The 21546-nt window shown below is 55.3% G+C and carries 16 protein-coding genes; 8 read left to right on the top strand and 8 right to left on the bottom strand.

Features of this window, described 5'->3' with window-relative positions:
- Positions 1–76 precede the first annotated feature (76 nt).
- Entirely contained in the window at positions 77–3754 is a 3678-nt protein-coding gene (locus tag KQI65_09930) for a hypothetical protein (GenBank protein MCB2205056.1), read from the top strand.
- A gap of 66 nt (positions 3755–3820) precedes the next feature.
- Here KQI65_09930 and KQI65_09925 read toward each other — a convergent pair whose 3' ends face one another.
- The 3 genes from KQI65_09925 to KQI65_09915 form a co-directional block, all read right to left on the bottom strand.
- Positions 3821–4357: a hypothetical protein gene (locus KQI65_09925; GenBank protein ID MCB2205055.1), complete on the bottom strand. Its 537-nt coding sequence runs from the start codon at positions 4355–4357 to the stop codon at positions 3821–3823.
- Positions 4358–4506: 149 nt separating this feature from the next.
- Positions 4507–5106: a hypothetical protein gene (locus tag KQI65_09920; GenBank protein MCB2205054.1), complete on the bottom strand. Its 600-nt coding sequence runs from the start codon at positions 5104–5106 to the stop codon at positions 4507–4509.
- Positions 5107–5222: 116 nt separating this feature from the next.
- Positions 5223–5774 carry a hypothetical protein gene (locus KQI65_09915; GenBank protein MCB2205053.1) on the bottom strand — a complete coding sequence of 184 codons (552 nt, stop codon included), beginning with the start codon at positions 5772–5774 and terminating at the stop codon, positions 5223–5225.
- 363 nt (positions 5775–6137) lie between these two features.
- Between KQI65_09915 and KQI65_09910 the strand changes: the two genes are divergently transcribed.
- Entirely contained in the window at positions 6138–6887 is a 750-nt protein-coding gene (locus KQI65_09910) for a class I SAM-dependent methyltransferase (GenBank protein MCB2205052.1), read from the top strand.
- Positions 6888–7231: 344 nt separating this feature from the next.
- Here KQI65_09910 and KQI65_09905 read toward each other — a convergent pair whose 3' ends face one another.
- The 4 genes from KQI65_09905 to KQI65_09890 are packed head-to-tail and all read right to left on the bottom strand — an operon-like array spanning position 7232 to position 12026.
- A complete protein-coding gene (locus tag KQI65_09905) occupies positions 7232–8923 on the bottom strand; it encodes a DUF2339 domain-containing protein (protein ID MCB2205051.1) in 1692 nt (563 codons plus the stop codon).
- 51 nt (positions 8924–8974) lie between these two features.
- Positions 8975–10492 carry a cytochrome c3 family protein gene (locus tag KQI65_09900; protein MCB2205050.1) on the bottom strand — a complete coding sequence of 506 codons (1518 nt, stop codon included), beginning with the start codon at positions 10490–10492 and terminating at the stop codon, positions 8975–8977.
- Positions 10489–11544, bottom strand: a complete 1056-nt coding sequence (locus tag KQI65_09895) for a cytochrome bc complex cytochrome b subunit (protein ID MCB2205049.1) — start codon at positions 11542–11544, stop codon at positions 10489–10491. The genes KQI65_09900 and KQI65_09895 overlap by 4 nt, the downstream gene beginning before the upstream one ends.
- Positions 11545–11585: 41 nt before the next feature.
- A complete protein-coding gene (locus tag KQI65_09890) occupies positions 11586–12026 on the bottom strand; it encodes a Rieske (2Fe-2S) protein (protein ID MCB2205048.1) in 441 nt (146 codons plus the stop codon).
- Positions 12027–12449: 423 nt separating this feature from the next.
- Between KQI65_09890 and KQI65_09885 the strand changes: the two genes are divergently transcribed.
- Together KQI65_09885 and KQI65_09880 are read left to right on the top strand one after the other, a co-directional pair.
- Positions 12450–12746 carry a hypothetical protein gene (locus KQI65_09885; GenBank protein ID MCB2205047.1) on the top strand — a complete coding sequence of 99 codons (297 nt, stop codon included), beginning with the start codon at positions 12450–12452 and terminating at the stop codon, positions 12744–12746.
- A gap of 113 nt (positions 12747–12859) precedes the next feature.
- The gene (locus KQI65_09880) at positions 12860–13750 is read left to right on the top strand and encodes a hypothetical protein (protein MCB2205046.1); all 891 of its coding nucleotides are present in this window, start codon (positions 12860–12862) and stop codon (positions 13748–13750) included.
- A gap of 301 nt (positions 13751–14051) precedes the next feature.
- Here KQI65_09880 and KQI65_09875 read toward each other — a convergent pair whose 3' ends face one another.
- A complete protein-coding gene (locus tag KQI65_09875; protein MCB2205045.1) occupies positions 14052–15035 on the bottom strand; it encodes a HipA domain-containing protein in 984 nt (327 codons plus the stop codon).
- Between the two features lie 478 nt (positions 15036–15513).
- Here KQI65_09875 and KQI65_09870 point away from each other — a divergent pair, with 478 nt between their 5' ends.
- Genes KQI65_09870 through KQI65_09855 form a run of 4 tightly spaced genes read left to right on the top strand, consistent with a single transcriptional unit; the run spans position 15514 to position 21463 of the window.
- On the top strand, positions 15514–17061 hold the full coding sequence (locus KQI65_09870) for a MotA/TolQ/ExbB proton channel family protein (protein ID MCB2205044.1): 1548 nt from the start codon (positions 15514–15516) through the stop codon (positions 17059–17061).
- On the top strand, positions 17058–17768 hold the full coding sequence (locus tag KQI65_09865) for an OmpA family protein (protein ID MCB2205043.1): 711 nt from the start codon (positions 17058–17060) through the stop codon (positions 17766–17768). The genes KQI65_09870 and KQI65_09865 overlap by 4 nt, the downstream gene beginning before the upstream one ends.
- Before the next feature lies 1 nt (position 17769).
- Positions 17770–18609, top strand: a complete 840-nt coding sequence (locus KQI65_09860) for an HNH endonuclease (GenBank protein MCB2205042.1) — start codon at positions 17770–17772, stop codon at positions 18607–18609.
- Between the two features lie 4 nt (positions 18610–18613).
- A complete protein-coding gene (locus KQI65_09855) occupies positions 18614–21463 on the top strand; it encodes a DEAD/DEAH box helicase (GenBank protein MCB2205041.1) in 2850 nt (949 codons plus the stop codon).
- Positions 21464–21546: the final 83 nt, after the last annotated feature.

Below are 21546 nucleotides of genomic sequence, written 5' to 3'. Positions count from 1 at the left end.
GATCTTATTATTGATCGCAGTGCTCTGCCCATTTCCCGCGGCAGCACAGCAACACGCGGAACTGGGTACGCCACTATTGAAATACTACGATTCCGATGAGATGGGATTTGGTACACAGAACTTCTGTGCGCAGAAGGATGCCAACGGAATCATGCTGTTCGGGAGTTCCAACGGACTGCTTGAGTATGACGGCGCCAACTGGAGACAGATTGAAACACCGAACTCACTTCCCATTTTCTCCATGGACATTGCTCCTGATGGTACGGTGTACGTTGGAGGGTTCGGCTGGTTCGGATATCTCGTGACGGATTCGCTCGGAAGGCGGGATTTCGTCATACTGGATGCGAAGATGGACGGACTGAGTCTCAAGTTTGGACGAGTTCATGAAACCTGTGTTGTCGGAAGCACCGTGTGGTTTCGGACAGATGAAACACTGTTTTTCTGGGACGGTAAAAAGGTCGGGGCGCTGTTTGCGGATGGACGGTTTCAGCATTCCTGGGTTGTGCGCGACAGGCTGTATGTCCCCGTAAAGGATGAGGGACTTTTCGTAGTTCAGCAGGAGAACAAGCTGGAAAAGCTGCCTGGTTCTGAATTTCTCATACGCGACGACAACGCCGTAGTTTTTGTCAGATCCCAGGGGCAAAGCGGATTGCTCGTTGGTACGGCAAATGGTTCTGCATATCTGTATGATGGAACGAATTGGAAGCATGCGTGGGATATTCAACTGGAAGACGCTGAAGCTCTGCATCTCGAGCCCGGCATCAATCTTCCGCAGGGACAGATTGCTCTGCGTACAATGAAAAGCGGTGCCATTGTCATTGACTCACTTGGCAGCATTGTATTCTATCTGGACCGGAGCAAGGGACTCGGTGACGAACGAGTTCAGACTATGTATCATGACGGAGGGCAGTATCTCTGGATCATGCTGGATAACGGTCTCGCAGTGGTGGAATGGCCAGCACCGTTGACGGTCTTCCGCAGTCAACAAGGCCTCTCGGGTGAGGTCGTGATGTCCGAACGCTATCGGGGATCGCTGTACGTCGCAACTCTCGCTGGAGTGTTTCGCCTGATAAAGGCAGAGTCCCCGCATAAAACCCTGTCCGATACCGAAGCGCGATTCGAGAATGTCAATGCGATAAAGGGGGCCTGCTTCGATCTGCTCGCTACCAAGCACGGACTTCTCATTGCGGATGTCAATTTCGGAACCTTCCTTCTCACTACCGCACAGAACGTGCGTAAAATCAGCGCGAGGAAGGCACAGCGGTTTCTTTCTTTGACTCCAGACGGCAACACCGTTCTTGTTGCCAGTGACAATGGCCTCTTCATTCTTTCATGGAACGGAAGCGGATGGACCGAACATCCCTTTATCTACCAGCGGGACAACATGAAAGTCAGAGATATGGGAAGAGATGCCGAAGGAATCGTCTGGGTCACGCATATCCATCGTGAGGTGCAGTTGCTGGATTTCACGAAAGGCTTTTCCTCCCCGGATATCAAGACTCTTGATTCTTCCCGTGGTGTTCCGCAGGGAGGTTTACTCTGTGTCCCCGTGCAGGGTGTCATGCGCATTGTAAGCGCTGATTCACTCTGCAGATACGACAGGAAGAGCAACAGGCTTGTCGAAGACAGCATGTTCAAGCAGCTCCTCAAGCGGAAACTAAAACGGAATCCCGTTTATCTCAAAGCCGACCAGTACGGCCGTCTGTGGCTGCAGGACGGGTATTATGGATACATGTTTCTGTGTACTCCGGATGGGAGCGGGAAATATGATCTCTCGAGTACGCCATTTTCGGGGCTGCCCACCGACGCACTGACGAGTATCTCGGTTGAAAAGGATGGAACCGCCTGGTTTGCTTCCTTGAATCATCTCTACCGATATGATCCGAAAGTTGAAGTGTCGGAGCAGGGCAACTTCCGGGCCTTTATTCGTGAAATCAGCACGGTAGACAGAATACTGTATCATGGGAATGTCCCCATCGACACGACGCAAGTGGTTGAGCTGCCGAACGACGACCCATCAATCAGCATCAGATTTGCATCGAATTACTACGGCGTGAACAATGTGCTCTATAACTGGCGCCTACGCGGATATGATTCGGCCTGGTCAGATTGGAGCAGTAATAACCGGCGGGTATACACCCATCTGCCAGTGGGCGAATATGTATTTGAAGTTATGGCTGAACGTCCTGGCGGAGAAGAGAGCCCAACGGTGATGTACCGCTTCGTTGTCCTCCCACCCTGGTATCGAACCTGGTGGGCCTACCTGCTCTTCGCCGCCGGCTTTCTGTTCCTGCTTTGGATCGCGCGACTCTGGTATAAGGGCCGGGTCCTGCACATTCGCAGCAAGGAACTTGAGCAGACGGTGCAGGAGCGCACGAAAGAGATAGCGAAACAGTCGGAGGAAATCCGCCTGCAGGCTGAAGAACTCGAAAGAGTAGACGCTATCGTGCGTACCGTGAATCGGGAAACCCGACTGGGCAGTGTACTCGAAGCGCTGCTCGTACAGTCGCTGCAGTTCTTTCCAAAAGCGGATATCGCAATGTTCGTCCGACGTACCCACGAAAGCGAAGTCTTTAAAGTGATTCACGCGACAGGGAAACATACTTCCCAGGTACAGGGACTGAAGATGGTGCTGCGAGAAATTCTCGGCGGCGCGGACGTCGGCATGCAGCGCATGCAGGAAGGGGTGTATCTGCTTAGCGGACTGGGAGAGGTGATCGCAGAACGCAGTCGCGATAGTGCCCTTCGCGCCGTGCGCTTCATGGCGATGTCGGTGCAGCGGGAGAAAACCATTGAAGGGTTCCTCGTTCTCGGGTCCCGCGACACGCAGAGCTTCAGCGAAGACGATCTGCAACGTCTCCTGCGGCTCAAGGAGCATGCCTCTTCGGCGGTGGCCAAGGCGAACGCTCTGGAAGAGCTGGAAATGAAGAATCGTGAACTCGACAGTGCGAATCATCAGCTCATTTCGACGCAGGAGCAGCTGGTCGCTCAGAAGAAGATCGCCGCGCTCGGTGAGTTGACGGCGGGCATTGCCCACGAAATTCAGAATCCCCTGAATTTCGTCAACAACTTCTCGGAACTTTCCTGCGAGCTTCTGCATGAACTCGAGCAGGAGTTGCAGCATGTCGAGGGAGCGAGGAAAAAGTCCATGCTCAAACATATCGAGATGATCAAGGCGAACTGCGAACACATCAGGCAGCACGGACAACGAGCAACATCCATCGTCAATGCCATGATCATGCACAGCCGTTCGTCCCGCAGCTCGCGTGAACCCATCATGCTCAACAGCCTGCTCGACGAATTCGTACTCCTCTCATACCATGGCATGTGCCTGCTCTTTCCACAGTTCAAGCTGGATCTGCAGACCAGCTACGACGAAACTGTCGGGGAGGTGGCGGTCGTGCCACAGGAATTCAGCCGCGTTATTGTCAACATCTGCAACAATGCCTGGGAAGCCGCCATCCTTCGAGCCGCCGAAGACGGTGAGGAATTCAAGCCTGCGGTTCACATTCGCAGCGAACGCAGTGACGGGGCCGTGCGGGTATATGTTCGTGACAATGGCCATGGAGTGGATCCCGTCGTCCTTGATCGCATATTCGAACCGTTCTTTACCACAAAGGAAAGCAGTCGGAACGCTGGTCTCGGACTTTCCATGAGCCATGAAATAATAACCCAGCTCCATCGCGGTGAAATCACCGTACGAACGGAGCCGGGTGCTTATACGGAATTCTGTATCCAGCTGCCTCTGACGTAGAGGAGATGCCTCTGCACTGAGCGCATCCCATGTTGCCGGAGGAAGCCGGTACTGCCGGGCCAGGTGTTACTTGGCAGTATCCGCCGGCCAGAGAACCTTGACCTTCTTCTGTTTCAATTTCTTGTCTTCTCCAATCGGTATGCTGGTGACGAACACTGCGGGTCCATCCCCGGTTTCGTCTGGAGGGGTGCCCGCATCCGGATCGCAGGGGTCAATCGGCTCATTTGCCATCCTGAAATACAAATGCAGTGTCACCTTGGTCTCGTCGCCGCCGTCGCCAGGCGGTACTTCCACGAATACCCACTGATCATCTGCTAAGATCTCAATGGGGGCAGAGATGATTTCGCCGTCCGGGGTCGTCGTCGCGGTGCAGGGTGGAGGCGTGAAGCAGCACTTCCCATCGTTTACAAGGGAATAGTCTGCATCCGCGCCTGATCCATGTATACGTGCTTTGAAACTCTTCGTCGCCGACTTTGTGTGCTCCTGCGCAAACACGAAATGGTCAGCATCGGCTTTGGAACTGTCACACAGCGTGACCTTGATTCTCTGTGCTCCGAGACTACCGAATGTGAAATCGTAGTATTGGTCGAGCTGATACGCCATGGTACGCCTCCTCTGTAGTAAGATGTCTGGGATGGAAATAACATCAGAGCATACGAATATCAGGATTTATAAGCAACCTGAGTAAAGAAAACCCGGTGATATGCGGGGGATATCACCGGGTGCAGGACGCTCATAGTCCCGAAGTAGATTCAGGCCATTTTCCAGATGACCACAACTTTCTTCTTGCGCAGCTTCTTTCGGTCGTCGTCGCTTCCGTCCTCTGGAATGGGGTAGAAAACGGATTTTGATACTGAGTCCACAGGACCGGCGGTCACTGTCGGGTCATCACCAGCAGCCTCCGGTTTCAGGCCTGTACATGCACCGGTTCCCGAGACGGCCTTGCTGAATTCGAGAAGGATGACGTGGAAATTGTCATCCCCGATGTCGTTGACCCAGTGCCAATCGCTGTGAATCGGAATTTCTTCTGAACACAGTCTCGTTGAAAAGTCATCGTACGCGATATTCGATATTCCGGTTTCGGGAAATTCATTGACATGTGCGCAGAAGCTGCCTGAATTGACCTGTCCGTAATAGTCATCCGGAAATGCACCGTTGGGATTGGATTTGATCGCTGCGCGGAGGAAATCCGTCGTATTGAGCACGAGCAGTTCGAACACAAAAGAACCTTCGCTGATTTCCTCCACATCCTCAAACGCAACCTGGATTTTGTACTTCGATCCGTCTCGAAAAGCGATTTCGAACCATTCTCCGGGGATGGGATCTGTACGGAGTACTTCCTTGCTGGCCATACCGGCACCTCCTCTGGTCAATAGTATATGGTGTGGAAAGACACATCAGCATACGAATATCATCTGAGGTTGTCAAGTGTCGCCCCGTTGCGGCTGCACGTCCCTGTCAGGAGGAGCTACTTATACGTCACCTGTATGCGTGTGATAAAGTTTTTCGCAAAAGCTTTGTCCACGAAGCGCATTTCCTCGGCGTGCGGATTCAGGGAAGTGATGGAAACGAAGGGTGTGTTCTTGACGATAAAATCATTTCCGGTACCGGGCTGGAAGACACTGTACTGATCCGCATAATTCCATCCGCGTCCGTCTACCAGCTCACGCAGGTAGAACTGCTGCACAGCTTCAGGAGCATCGGTGCAGATGAGAACGACGAAGCGCATCTTCGCATTGTCCTCGCCTACGGTGCCGCTTGAAATAATGAATGATTCAGGGAAGGGGGGGATGTCGATATCGGCGGCACGTGGCGCATCCGCAGGATGCACGGAGCTGTATGCCTCGCTCTGCATTTTCGCCCAGGGGGCGTACGCATCCTTCGTCATCATGGGAAATTCGCTCACGCCTGCGGCCTGAACAGCGTCGGTGCTGTCACCGGCGGCAGCGTCGTTGTCAGGATTGGAGCAGGCAGTGGCAAGCAGTGTGACTGCAACGAACAGCAGCGTCAGATGTTTCATGAGAACCTCTCAATCAGGGAGTGAAAGCAATGTTTGGATACAGGGGACGGGCAGCGTGGCGTTGACGCTGCGCGGAGGTGCTGCAATGAAGAGGTGCGGAGTGTTGTATCTGTGATGCATCGCGTGCCAGTAGGAGATGCACCAATCGTAAAGTCCTGCCTCGCCTTCCGGCGAGATGCTTCATCTGCTGAGAGTGGAAATAGATGCTTATGTCAAATATTTGCCTGCTAAATAGTGATTTCTCAATAAGATGTCAAGAGTACCTTATCGGAATATCTCATGCCCTCTTGATCTTTTATCAGGGAAATCGTATTTGACGGTATACGATGTTGCGACGATTCATCGACAAATCAGGGGTATTTCATGCTGAACAATTACGACCGAATCGCAGATTTGTACGACCTGTATGTCACCGCCGATTACGATATCGCATTCTGGAAAAAGGAGTGCGCCGGTGTTGATAAAGTGCTGGAAATTACGGCGGGAACGGGACGCGTAACATTGCCGCTCCTCAGGGAGGGAGTGCGTATCACGGCGGTGGATGTTGCCTATCATCAGCTCGAGCGGCTGCGCAACAAGGCACGGGAGGCGAAACTGGAAGTGGAGACGGTTGTGTCCGACATGCGTGAGCTGGAACTGGGACGCACCTTCCCCCTGGTCATCATTCCCTTTCAGTCGCTGCAGGAACTGACCGATAGCTGTGACGTCACAGCCACACTACGCGGCGTGAGGGCACATATCGGGGAGGGGGGACGCGCCATCATAACGCTGCATAATCCAGGGAAGCAGGATACCGTTGCGGCGCGTGCGCTGCGCCTCGTCACCGATACCGAGATGAAAAACGGGAACCGTATGCTGTTCTGGAATGCCCGCACGTTCGATGCCGAAACCAATGTCGGGACCAGCTACCAGCTCTACGAAGAGTATGACGTCGATGGCGTTTTGCATCGCAAACGTATCTTCACTCCCAGATACCGCGTCTATGCAAAGGATGAGTTCGCGGAACTCGCCTCACGCGCCAACCTCCGCATCAGCAACGAATGGGGTGGCTATGATTGGAGTCCCCTCACCGACGACAGTTGCTTCATGATCTTTGAGCTCGTGAGCGCCTGAGCCTCGCTTTGCTCGGCGCGTGAGCGCCTTCCTCCTTCGCTCTCGCTTCGCTCAAGCTTCGGCGGACGGAGGCGGCGCGCGGGAGCCTCGTCCCCGATTTCATCGGGGCCTCGGCGCGTGAGTGCTTCGCACGCGGAAGTCGCTTCGCGACGCTTGAAACCCTGACTTTGTCCGGAGTATGCAGATATTGGCGTTTCCCCGCGAAGCGGGGTCACGCGCGAGTTCAGCTCTGCTGAACGAGTTCCAGCGCCGAGCGAAGCGAGGCTCCCGCGTTCCGCGAAGCGGAACGCAAGCGCGGCGAAGCCGCACCCGCGCGGCGAAGCCGCACCCGCGCGGCGAAGCCGCTAATGGATGGCGGGAGGCGGATCGCTCGGGGCGATATGGTCATCGTCACTGGTGGACTCGCGCGTGCTCGTTTTGAAATACCACAGGGAGACGGCGAGCAACACGAGGCCGAGCACGATAAATGAGACAATTCTGTATGTGGGCTCAAAGCTGGTGGTTCCGACGACCATCAGGTGCACGACGGCTGCGAGCAGCGTGGTAAGCGCCATCCAGCGATACTTGAAATTCTTGAGCAGCTTGCTCATCAGGTAGTAAAATGCACCAACAGCGACCCAGCTCAGACTGACATATCCTGCAGGGAGCAGGTGATGGAAGGCGTAGGGAAAGATGAACAGGGCCGTGAGCAGATATGCGTTGCGCAGCATATCGGCTTTCAGTTCCAGGCGATCGCGCTGCCAGTTCATGATACGCGCGCTGGCGATCGCGACGAAACCGAAGGCGAGACTGATGCCGTTGATCGAGGGAGCGAGTACGAGATAGGCGATGAACACGCCGAGGAAGATCACGAAATTCGTTACGACAATGATGCGGGAACGGAACCAGATCGCCATGGAAATGACGAGGAAGCTCTGGAGGCAAAGCCACAGAAATTCATTCGGCGTCTCGAACTGCTCGAAAATGGCTGCGGTCAGCACGAGATTGCCCGCCATGGTGTAGAAGAAGACGGAAAATCGCTGCTGGGTGCCGCGCCAGGTGCCCACGGCCAGCGCGAGGTAGACGATGGACATGAAGAGCTGCGAGGTGGCGAACTGTGCACGAAAGGGGCCAAAACTGAGAAACATCAGCACCAGCAGCGGCATCGTGGTATTGAAGAAGGCGGTGACCACTTCCATGTTTTTGTCACCGCTGCGCTGCGCCATGCTGACGTTCGCGAAACCGAAGAGCGCCACGTAGAAAAAGAGGAAGAATATGTTCGCGTACGGCTCGGTGAGCAGCGTGGCCTCTCCCCCGAAGAGGGGATTGTTGATGCTCCAGAGAAAATGAGAAAGGACGGCGAAAATGAGACCGGATGTCAGCATGCTCTGCCACTGTCGCCAGGTCGCGAGGCTGACGGTGATGACAGACATGGTGGCAATTCCCGCAAGGAGAATCCAGCTGTCCGTACTGGTCAGCGCTGTCACGTAACCCATTGCGAGCGCCATCGTGGCGAGGTACACCGAGTTCTGTCGCAGACTGAGCAGCAGGTTTATTCCTGTAATCAAAAGCAAGAAGATGAACTCGGCAGTGGTGCTGACGATGAGGGGATCGGGACTGAAATAGTGCATGCGCAGAGCTGCAAAGAAGAGCAGGAGCATGCCGCCGCCGATGAGGGCACGCGAAAACTGGGGCAGCTGTTTTCGCCAGATCAGGGACATGGCCATGATGACGACGGCGAAGACGAATCCCATACTGTTGCCTACCAACGCGGGCAGGACGTCAAGCGGGAGCGTCAGGAAGAATACGAGTCCGAGCGTGAGAATGACGACGCCGATGCGTGGCAGCCAGATGCGTCCGATACGGTACTCGAGTCCTTCGGTATCATCGCGTGGCTCCGGTGACGGAGCCGCTTCGTCGTCTATGATCGACTTGAATGCCGCCGCCTGTTCCTCGGGCAGCGTTTCAACGGCACGTTCAATGCGCTTGAGCCTTGCATCGAGCTGTTCGATGGTCTCCAGCATGCGGTCTTCGTGTTCTGCATGATCAGTGTTCATGGGATACCTCTGTATATGAATCATCCGGGTTCAAGCATGTACCGGATGCGATCAGGTGGACGTGGGCTCACCCGATGCATGATGCTCCGCTTTCTGCCGTTGTTCAATGCGGCGAATGTAGAGCGCGAGAAAAATGATGGTCAGTGTGATGATGAGTGTCACGACGGCGAGTCCGTACCGCCGGTAATAGTAATCCTCGTTCGCGGCGCTGGCGTCCTTCAGTGCCTGGCGCGCGATACGCAGTCCGGGATCGACGACCTCCTCGAACTTCGGGAGTGAAAAGGCGTGTATGGCAGTGCGGGATTGCAGGCGTGCCTGCCGCGCGTCTCTCAGTGCGAAACGGATGTCGTCAATTTCCATCCCCTTCTGTTCGGCGGCATCCAGCTGCACTTCCGCTTCATGCATGGTCAGCATCAGGCTGTCGAGCAGCAAACGCATACGCTTCGCTGCGCGGTATCCTTCGGGCGCGCGGTCTTTTCCGTGGCAGGATGCACACGGAGAGCCGGCATCGAGTGCAAGCAGCTTTTCGGTTGCCGGCTGCACAGCGTGATTGCCATGACAGGTTTCGCATTCCGGTTTGTCCAGCCGCGCAAACTCGGTGTTGTGCCGACTTTCGCGGAACAGCTCGGCGTTCATCGCGTGACATGTCCCGCAGACGTTGGAAATCGACTGCACGCTCGGTGGCGCGGCGCCATGGTTTCCGTGACAGTCATTACATGAAGGCGCACTCATATCCCGTTTCTCGAGCAATGCCTTGCCGTGCACACTGCTGCGGAATTCCGCGACCTGTGTCGTCGGCAGTCCCGTACCCCGCATGTACTCAGCACTGGCATGACATCGCCCGCAGGTCTGCGGGAGGTTCAAGGCGTTCGTGCTGGATGTACTTTCCTCCGCGGGACGAATGTCGTGTGCACTATGGCAATCGTTGCATGTCGCCGTCCTGGTATTTCCCTGCAGGTTCTGCTCGCCATGGACGCTTGTACGGTATTTGGCGAGCTGATCCGTCGGCAGGGAAGGATTGTAGCGGCGCATGTAGGAGGGATCCGCATGACAGGAGGCACAGAGCGAGGTAACGCGCAACGCAGAGACGGGGGAAGCGGCATCTTCGGGATGACGGATGCCGTGCGCGCCATGGCAGTCGGTGCACTGCAGCAGCAGCGTGACTGTCGTGCCCGCCTGCTGACTGTGTGCACTCCCGCGAAGCGACGTCAGCTGTCCCGTCGGACCCTCATACCCGTAGCGTTCCATGGTTTCCGCATCATCGTGGCATTTCCCACAGAGGGCGGAGATGCTTTCCCCGGTGGGGACGCCGATAAAGCCCCTTGCCTTGCTCATCCCCTCTTCCATGTCATCGGTTGTGGCATCGCCGCCGTGACATGACGCGCAGGTGAGTCCTGCGGACCTGTGGACATCGGAAACGAAAGCTGTGGCGGCATCGCCGTCCATCATCTGGTGACAGGTGAAGCATTCGTCCTGCTGCGCAGGCAGCATCGTCGGGACGACAAGTGCCGCCATGGGGATGGAGAGTGCGAGCAGGATACGAAGGAGTCTTTGCTGGAAGTATCTCATAGCATCACCCATCCGAGAATGGTGAAAAACAGGATGAAGATGATCACGGCCAATCCGATGATCGTGAACAGGCGGCCTCGCTGTCCCTTCTGCGATTGGCGGTCGAAGAAAGGAATGAAAATCCACAGCGTCATCGCCGTACCGAACAGCAGCACACCAAACACTTCTCCTTCCAGGAAAAGCACATGTGCGGGAAGCAGCTTCAGCACCTGAAACATGAACAGGAAATACCATTCGGGGACGATGCCCGCCGGGGCGGCCGCGAAGGGATCCGCTTTGACGCCCAGTTCCCAGGGGAAGAACACGGCGAGAATGGCGAGGATGTTGAGGACGATGAGCCAGAGCAGTACATCACGAAGGAAGAAGTTGGGGAAAAACGGGATGCTGCGGGCCTTGGGATTTTTTTCTTCCCCAATCGGAGAGCTCATGCCCTGTCGCTGCACCATGAGCAAGTGAATGGCGAGCAGAACGGTAAAGATTGCCGGGAAAAGTGCGACGTGAAAGCCGAAGAAGCGCGAGAGCGTGGCGCCTGACACCTGTTCGCCGCCCCGCAGCAGTTCCATGATGGGTCCGCCGACGAACGGCACACTCCCCGCGATGTCCGTTCCCACCTTCGTCGCAAAGTATGCCAGCTCATTCCAGGGCAGCAGATAACCACTGAAGCCGAATGCGAGGGAGAGGTAGAAGAGGAGGACACCGGTAACCCAGGTGATTTCCCTGGGACGCCGGTAGGCGCGGGTGAGGTAGACGCTGAACATATGAACCGCGGCCGCGAGCACCATGAGGTTGGCCGACCAGCTGTGCACGGAACGTATCAGCCACCCGAAATGCACCTTGCTCATGAGGAAGCGTATGCTTTCAAAGGCAGTGTCCTCTCCCGGACGGTAGTAGAACAGCAGCAGGATGCCAGAAACCACCTGGATGATGAAGAGGAACAGCGTCACACCTCCGAAGTAATACCAGACAGAATGCCGATGCGCCGGTACCGTCTTCTTTTTTGCAAAGGACACGACGGCGTCCAGGTCCATCCGGTCATTCAGCCATTGCCGCATTGCCTCTCGTCTCGTGCTCATGCCGTACTCCGGATTTATGATCAAGCTTCCGTGACAAACACCTCGCCGCCTTTCTCGATGACGTCGAATTCATCGAGCGGACGCGGCGGGGGACCATCTATGTTTCTGCCGTTGAGATCGTACTTTCCGTTGTGGCATGCACACCAGATGATGCCAGCGTCCTTCTTGAACTGCACCGTGCAGTCGAGGTGCGTACATGTCGCGGAAAACGCGCGGAAACTGCCGTCCTCATACCGTATGAGGATACCCGGCCTGTTACCGAAGCGGAACAGCGTACCGCTCGCCGGTGTGAAATCATCGATTGCGCCCACCCTGACGCTGGATACGGCATCGCCGGTGACTTTCGGCGGTTTCAGATACGCCATCACCGGGTATACCAGCGCAGCAAACAGCGCGGTGCCGCTGGTACGCAGCAGCCAGATGAGTGTACGTCTTCTCGTAGGGGATACAGAATCGCTCATGTCCGTGCCTCCTGGACAATACCCGAATTAGGAAGATAATAGGTGCGGATTATCCGATTATGCGGACGTAAAGATAAGTTTTTTCGGCACTTATAGAGCGATTGGAAGGGTTACTGGCGAACATAGTCATTTTAACACCCGATGTCAAGTATGTGCCGCTTCCACCTTCGCTTTCGCTTTGCTCAAGCTATGGCGGACAGAGGCGCGGCACGCTTGAGCCTCGTTCCCGATTTCATCGGGACCTCAGCGCGGGAGCGCCTGACGGCACGCGGGAGCCTCACTTCGTTCGGCGCGGGACCCCGCTTCGCGGGGGCGGGAGCCTCGGTCCTGATTGCATCGGGGACGAGGCACGTTTTCTCTCTTGCATACATGGCGGGGAAGTCCTATAATCGGAGAAGAAACTGCAGAACTATCCGGAACCGTATGAAAAAGATTGACATAGACGGACCGCCGCTCACGCTGCGGCAGCGGTTGGCGCATGATCCGATCATGAATACGCGGCAGAAGAATGCCGTGCGGCATGTACTCAAGCACGGGGATATTGCGCGGAGGGAATACGCGGAGCGCTTCGACGTGACTCCTTCGGTTGCCACGCGTGAGCTGGGCGAGCTGGTGCTGGCCGGCTGGCTGCGTCGCCAGGGACGTTCCACCGCCACCCGCTACATCCTCGACGATCAGAAATTCGGCACCGAGCACCTGCATGATGCATACCACCCCTGACGGGGATAGAAAAATGGAATGATGGAAAATGGAAATATGACACCGATGCCATATTTCCATGATTCCATCCTTCAATCTTTCCATGCTGCGCACTAACCACAAGGAGGGAAATGTTGAAGCACACATTAACGCTGATCACTATTGTTCTCTTGACCGCTACGGGGTATGCGCAGCAGGACCCGTATCATTTCGAACTGGGGCTGGGGACGGACGTTTCTCCTTTCTCGACATATACCCTCAATCTCGACGGAGAGTATATTCTCGAGGGTCTGCAGCATGATGCCGCGCACAGTACCATTGTTGCGAAACGGCTTGAGCCGCGGAGCCGCGTCGCATTTACCATGACGGCCGGTGCCTTCACCGACGATGAAGTGCTGGATCATTCTGCGTACCGTTTCCGCAGTTACGGGAGCGGTTTGCTGAATGAGAACCTCGGATTGGGGTTCGTTTACGTACACGAAATCCGTGAGTTCTCGAACAGTGAACTCAGTGCGTACCGGAGTGTGGAAACAAACATGGATCTGTTCGGACTCGGATTGGATCTCTACATCTCTCCCACCGCGCATGTGCGCGAGATCATCGCGATCGGGGATCGGAAATTCGACTGGGACAGGCATGAGTCCCTGCGTCCCTCCATTGAACAGAACTACGAACAGAATATCGTATTTGTCGAGCACTCCGCAGACATTCTGTTCGGAAAGGATGGTTACCGGCATGCCATTTCCTTCGAGGTCCGCCGCGGTGGCTTCGAAGCCCTTTCCTTCTTCAACGAATATGAATTCGGCGGCGATGCTGAATATACATACGCTGGTATCCTGCAGGTGCTGGCGAATGAGGATATCGACCTGCTCAGTCACATGCAGGTCATCGTGGGTGCAGCAGTGCGCTGGCATCTGAATCCCCGCGACCTGCTGTACGTTTCACCGTCACTGCTTTTCGGCGACGACATCCTTCACGAGAACAACGTGTTTTCACTCGGTGTGCGCTTCGCACACCGGTTCTGATCACGGACCAGCGCTATCATCGCTGTCGCATATGATCGCGACATCACCGCATACGGCAGTTTTGGAGAGCAAGTTTTCCGCGCCGGGGAGTATCGCATCGCGTATGAGGAAGGCCGTCCCACCGCGATCGTGCGTCTGCCCGCTTCAAACGGAAGCGCCGAAGGAGAAAGCGCAGCACGTCTCCCGCTCCACGCCGTCAGCAGCCTGGACATTGAAGGCAATCACACCGTGATCGTTTTCCTGGGAGTGTGGGGAGTGATACTCATCTCGCTCATTTTGAGCCTTGGGGATTCCGGATTATTCAGGACCTAACGAGCAGGGCCGCCATCTCCCTGAACCCCTCCGAGCAATGCGCATCCGCGGCAATGGCTTCCCAGAACCGAGCGGCCAGCCGCGATATGCGATCGGTATCCACGGGTAGATTTTCCCGCAGCTGTGGGTGGAATCGGTTGAGGGGAGGAAGTTCGCCCTGCCGGGGTGCCAGCGCCATGGGCACCATGTCGTAGACGGGGAGGAGCCGGAAACCCGCAGGTTCGGGAGCCAGACTCAGGTTGCCGAAGTGCATATCGGTATTGCCGATGGCATCGCCGAAGGACTGCAGGAGGGCGATGGTGTCAAGGTCCTCACGTGATAGCAGTCCGGCCTCATGCATTGTGCGGGCGGACTGATACCAACTCCCGCCACTGGCAGCAAATTCCGCATCCACGACTCCCAGCGAGAACATCGGGCAGCGTCCGTTCCACCCCGCGCGATCGAAGCGTCTGGATTCCAGGAAAACGCGTCCCTCGGAAAACACGAGCCGCGTCTCTGCGGCTGGGAGTCCTTCATGCCGCAAAGTTCCGAGCGCATGATGCTCAGCGATCAGCAAGTCCCGCCACCGCTGTGCGACCACATTCTCGTCAGCAGGGGAGAATTTTACGAGAACATGTCCCACATCCGGTCTCCACGCCGTGAACTTCGGCTGCTGTCCGGTGTGCGCCGAACCCGGCGTTTCGCCACGAACAACCAGTTCCGCCAGGGCAGGATATGCAGTTTCTGCATAAACCACGACCTGTTCGGACGTTCTGAGGGCCCGTGCGGCGCTTCCGCATCCGAGAAGCAGGTTCCCCGGCATGATTTCACCGGACTGGAGAAGAAAGGTGATGAGCTGGGCATTGTTCCAGTCCTGCGGCCTCGGAGGCAGTTGCAGCGCCTGTGCCATACGTCGGCCGATCTCGCGTCCCAGGAAGCCTGATGGACGAAGGTCCTGCAGAAACCAGGGATGCCGAAAGTACCTGCAGTCCACAAATAACGCCTGCGAAAACGCTCTTTTTACAAAAAACACCTGCCATACGAGTGAAATTGCAGAAAGTATCTGCGGGGAGGCGGTTCCTGCCGAGTCGCCGCTGCAACCCGTCAATCCTGAGAAAAAATGTAGCAATCTCCCGCTTTTCGATGCTTCCTTTCCCGAAAAAATGCCTGCGTGCTTGCATCTATTCCAACAGATTCAGATATTCTTGACCATAACTATAATACTTGATCCAGCGCCTGGGTGGGTACGTGGTGAGAGCCTTATTGTATTTCTGTTTGACGGATCAGTGCCTGAAGCGACTGCCGCGGCATGCGGAGCGGGCTTTGTGGTGTCACGTGGCGGTCCATGCGGGGATAAGGATGAAGAGGGAAATTCCAATTAAAAACTATGTGGTGAGAGCGTTTGCCAGTTTTATTTCTGAAGGGACGTGCAGCTCATTACGCGGTTGTCGTGAATCAATCATGGGTTTTGAATGAGTTTTTCTACTTCGATGTCTATTGCGTATCCACTTCTTGTAGTCTGGTTCATTTTCAGTTTCTATTACTGCGTAAAAACATACCGTACAGGGACTCTGACGAACAAGAGACTCCTCGATGCGATCCCTCCGATTTTTACCACTATTGGCGTCTTTGGTACATTTCTGGGGATTTACTTTGGACTCCAGAAATTCAATGTAGCCGATATAACAGGGAGTATACCAACGCTGCTCGAGGGACTGAAAACTGCTTTCATGACTTCGCTGGTTGGTATCTTTCTCTCCGTCATATTCTCCATTATCATTTCACAGATTCACCGAAGTGTGGAAGAAGCTTCAGGGGAACAGGTTTCCGATGAGCTTGATGCGCTTAGTGGGATTCTCGGGACTCTGCGCGATATCGACACTAACCAGTCCAGGCGCCTCGATGCCATTCAGAAAGCGCTCATTGGCGATTCTGAGGACAGTCTCTCCACTCAGATGGTGAATCTGAATCTGAAGTTCAGTGATATGAGTGGAGATCTGGTTGCCAGCTCCAGGGAACAGTCGCAGAAGCTCGACGAACTCAACAAAACACTGGGCAGTGACACGGATTCAAGCCTGATCACTCAGTTGAAAAAGCTACGCATCGAGGGACAGAATGCTGTAAAAAAACAGCAGTCGAGTCTCGAGAAGATCATCGAATCAAATGAGACATTGCGTGCGCAATCGGAAAAGGTTGGTTCCGATCTCGCCAGCCGATTGGATGGTTCAAATGCAGCTCTCGAAGAGCTGAAGCAGCAGGTTGTCGAGACAAAGAAGGATATCGCGGAGCAGATGAACTCTCTTGGTGAGTTGCTTGCGAAGAACAACACCGAAGCTTTGGTGCATGTCATGGAAGCTGCGACCCGCCAGTTCAATGAGCATATGTCCGAACTGATCGATCGCCTCGTGAAAGAGAATTTCGAGGAATTGAACCAGAGCGTCAAGAACATGAACGACTGGCAGCAGAAGAACATGCAGGCGATGGAACAGCTCACGACGAGCATGAAGAGTGCCGGTACACTGCTCGAAACCGCCAGTGGTAAAATAGATGGGATTGCTACCGGTACCGAAAGACTTGTGAAAAATGACGGATACCTTAGTGATATACTCAAGGAAATCCATGCAGTGATGGCGGAAGACACCGGTCTCAAGACGACCACGCACAACCTGTCACAGGTTGTGAAGCGGCTGGAGCAGGCGAATATCAAGTACGACGGTGCAACAGACAAGCTTGTTGAATGGATTCAGAGAGAAGAGTCATTCAAGCAGCAGGTTCAGAGGATCATTGATCGACTCAAGGAAATCGAAGCGATACGCGATTACAACCAGGAGTTCTGGTCGAAAACGCGCGAACAGATGCAGGAAGGTGTATCCATTATTAAAAACGGCGCAGGCGCACTCAACACGCAACTGGAAGAATTGAGGACGAGCTTCTATGAAATGCTGAATAATACACTCGTAGAACTCGATTCATGTATTCAGAGTATGGTCAAGCATTATGAAGGTAATGGGAAAGCATGATGTCAGGCTCGCATAATCCATGGATATCCTTCTCAGACATCATGACTGCGCTTATGGTCGTGTTCATGTTCATTGCCATCTCCTACATCGTTGAGATCGACCAGGAACAGAAAGAGAGGAATAAAATCATTGAAGAATTCCGCGATGTGAAAGCAGAACTGTTTGACGTTCTGCGCGAGGAGTTTTCTGACGATTTCAAGCAATGGGGCGTAGAGCTGGATAGAGACCTCTCTATCAAGTTTACGAATCCCGAAGTGCTGTTCGCCTCGGGCAGATCGGATCTGACACCGCGTTTCAAAGCGATCCTCGATGACTTTTTCCCCCGGTATCTCGACATCATCATGAAGCCCAAGTATGCCGACAGAATTTCAGAAGTGCGTATAGAAGGACATACGGACACGACAGCGTTACGGTTCTATGGTGATTCCTACATCAGCAACACGGTTCTTTCTCAGCTCCGCTCCTCCGAGGTACTTCGATATCTTCGGGCCATGCCGCGATACCGGCAGCTGACAGGAGAGGAGGAGAAGCAGCTCCAGTTTTGGCTCACTTCGAACGGACTCTCATACGGTCGAACACTGGACGACAACAAAGAACTGACCGCCTACTCGAACCGACCGGTAAACAATGAGTATTCGAGGCGCGTGGAATTCAGAATTGTGACCACGAGTGATGAAGTGGTCGAAGAATTCTTGAGGAGCTTGTAGTATGACTGCTCTTCATGCATTCCGTGCGCTACGAAAGTTCCTCGAAGGCCGTGGTGTGAACATCGTGGAGTCGGATTATCACGCCGAAGTGTTGCGTCGGGATTTTTCTGTCGACCAGGAAGCTGGAACTGCGGAGATTGACCAGAGTGGTGTGTTCTTCAAGGTGAAGGGGAAACGGGTAAGGGGTTTCCTCTATATCAAAGAAGCGAATATTGGAAGATTTGGATACCCGAAAGCTCATTTCATTGATTGTATCACCATCCAGGATAAGAAAGCGGCTGGGAAGTTCGACCACCAGTACTTTTGGAGCAATGGTAAGAAGGTATTGTTGATCGATCGGAGTACACTACAGGAGGTTGGCCCAGTCGAGTTACAGCTATGTAAGAACTGTATCGCAGGGGGAGATGCCAGAGGTGCGAAGAGTTCGGGAGCTTTCGTCGAAGCATATGGGGATGAATGCACAATTCCCGTAGATACGAAGACAGATGCAAATGGATATCCACTCGACTGGCATCGGATCAGTGAACAGTATCGGAAGGGTATTGAGTACCGTTGTGAGTCCTGCGGTGTCAAGATCAAGCGAGGAATTGACAGACGATTCATGCATGTTCATCACTTGAATGGGGACAAGCTGAATAACGATCCTGCCAATCTCAGGTGCCTCTGTGTACTATGCCATGCTTTTGCTGACGATCATCATTCAAGACGCATGATCCGCGGTGCTTTTCGTGTTCATTTGCAGGATTATTACAGGATTTATCGCGACGAATTGGAACAGAACAAAAATCCTTATATCGATCGCGGAGCTGACATGCTCAAGCAGGTAGGTGTCGTTGTCTAATCCAATCACAAAGCCGAACAGTCTACCCCTCGCACCCGGTGCGCGTGTGGAAATACGCGACGCGGAGTGGATCTGCAAGCGGGTGGATCGGGCATCGGGTGGTGGCTTCGCGCTCACGGTGACAGGCGTGTCAGAGATCGTGCGCGACCGCGAGGCGGTGTTCCTGACGGAGATTGAGGATGAGGTGCGGGTGCTGGATCCGGCCGAGACGAAGCTGGTGCGGGACGATTCCGGGTTCTATCGCAATACACGCTTGTATCTCGAAGCGCTGCTGCGGCAGACGCCGCCGACGGGGGATGGGATTTATGTTGGACACCGCGGGGCGATGGATGCGGTGGAGTATCAGCTCGAACCCGCGGCCATGGCGCTCGCGCAGCCCCGGCAGCGCATGCTGATAGCGGATGCGGTGGGACTCGGCAAGACGCTCGAAGCGGGCATCCTGCTCAGTGAATTGATCCGGCGCGGCAGGGGACGCCGCATTCTTGTCATCACCATGAAATCCATGCTCGCGCAGTTCCAGAAGGAAATGTGGAGCCGCTTTACCATTCCCCTCGTGCGACTGGATTCGCAGGGGATTCAGCGCGTGCGCGCCCGGGTCCCAGCCAATCACAATCCGTTCTATTACTACGACAAATCCATCATCTCCATTGACACGCTCAAGCAGGATCACGAATACCGCACCTGGCTCGAGCAGAGCCGGTGGGATGTGATCGTGATCGACGAGGCGCACAGCGTGGCGCATCGCGGTACGCGCAACCTTCGGCACCGCCTGGCGAAGCTGCTGGCAGAACGATCGGACGCCCTGATCATGCTCACCGCCACGCCGCATGACGGCAAGCCGCGCTCCTTCGCCAGCATCATGAACATGCTCGATCCCACGGCCATTGCGGATCAGGACAATTACACGCGTGAGGATATTCGCGGTCTGTTCATCCGCAGGCATAAGAAGGATGTGCACGACCAGGTGCGGGAGTCCTTCCGCGAGCGCAGTATCGCCACCGCTCATGTCCCGGCCTCCGCACCGGAAGAGGCGGCGTTTGATGTGCTGACGGAAATGAACTTTACGCGGCTGGATCAGAGGCGCGGGGCGGGACAGCTGTTCCGTACCACCCTGGAGAAGGCGCTGTTTTCTTCTCCCGCCGCCTGCCTGGAAACGCTCGACAATCGCATCCGCACGCTCGAGAAAAAAGAGGATGCGGAGGAGTTCGAAGCGGACATTATCGCGCTGCAGGAACTGCGCGGCAGGGTGGAGGAGATTTCCCTCGAGGAATTCACGAAGTACCGCAAACTCGTCGAACTCCTCACCGGCGAGGGCGCATGGAAATGGGACGGCAGCGATGCCACCGACCGCCTGGTGATTTTTACCGAGCGCATCAAGACGCTGGACTTCCTCCGCGAGCATCTCCCCGCGGCACTGGGATTGAAGGACGATGCCGTAGGCGTGCTGCATGGTGGCATGCCGGATGTCGATCAGATGGAAGTGGTGGAGAATTTCGGGAAAGACAATGCTCTCATCCGTCTGCTCCTGGCCTCGGATGTGGCGTCGGAAGGAATCAACCTGCACTACCTCTCGCACCGGATGATTCATTTCGACATTCCGTGGTCGCTCATCCGCTTCCAGCAGCGTAACGGACGCATCGACAGGTACGGACAGCAGAAAGATCCGCAGATTCTCTACCTGCAGACGGACAGCAGGAATGAGCGGATTCACGGAGATCAGCGCATCCTTGATCTGCTCATTGAAAAGGATCAGCACGTACACGAGAACATCGGCGACCCTGTGGAATTCACCGGCATCGCGGATGTGGATGAGGATGAGCGCCGCACGGCCGCTGCCATTGAAGAAGGGAAGTCCCGCGACCAGTTCTCGGAAGAGATCGAGCAGAAGGATAAATCCTTCTTCGACCTCCTGATGGAAGACGCCGGAGTAGAAAAGGCACCTTCCCCCTACACGCGTGTACGCTCCATGCTCTCGCTCTTCGGCAGCGACTACCAATATTGTCGTGAGGCGGTGGAATTTCTGAAATCGAACAAATCCCTGCAGACGGAATTCGATGACAACAGCCGCACCGCAACCATTACCGCACCTGAAGAACTGCGTCGCCGCTTCCGTAATTATCCCCGCGAAGTGCTTCCCGACGATCACCGGCTGATACTGACACCGGATGCCGCACGGGTACAGGATGAGGTCCGTCGCTGCCGGCAGGATGAAGAGGCGTGGCCCAAGCTGCAGTATCTCTGGCCGCTGCACCCGGTGTTCGACTGGCTGGGCGACGGCATTCTCTCGCAGTTCGGCCGCCATGAAGCGCCGGTGATGACTGTTGAAGAAGGACTCGCGCCCGGCGAAGTGGTCGTCGTCATGAGCTGCCTCATCCCGAACCGAAAGGGACAGCCTCTGCTGCAGCACTGGTGCGGCGTATGCTTCGAAGCGGGAAAGCACACCCGCGTGGAAGAATTCGCTGTCCTCATGCAGCGCACCAAGCTCGGCAGCGGGGAGCATCCGAATGCAGGCGAGGAAGTGGACACCACGGCGCTCGAAAAGCTGCTCCCTGAAGCCGTCGACCGTGCGCGGGTATGGATGGGCCTCCAGTTCGAAGAATTCGAAGTCGGCATCAAGGGCGAACTCGAAACGCAACTCACGCGTCTCCGTCACCTGCGCCAGCGCCAGCGCGACCAGGTCGAGCAGCGCTTCCGCTCCGACGACACCCGCGTCGCCTCGCTCCAGCAGCAGCGCCGCGAAAAACAGCTCCGCGACATCGAACGCATCTTCTCCGAATACCAGGAGTGGATAGAAGATTCGATGACCGGGGAGAACAGGCCGTATATCAAAGTTGCGGCTGTTTTGAAACAATGAACCATCGTCCCCACGCTCAGCGTGGGGACGGCAATCCAGGACGCTCCGCGTCCATTGAATCAGGAATGACCGCAGAGCGGTCG

The organism is bacterium (assembly GCA_020444325.1).
Taxonomy (GTDB): Bacteria; Bacteroidota; Ignavibacteria; order SZUA-365; family SZUA-365; genus BM516.
This window is presented reverse-complemented; position numbering and strand designations above follow the sequence as displayed.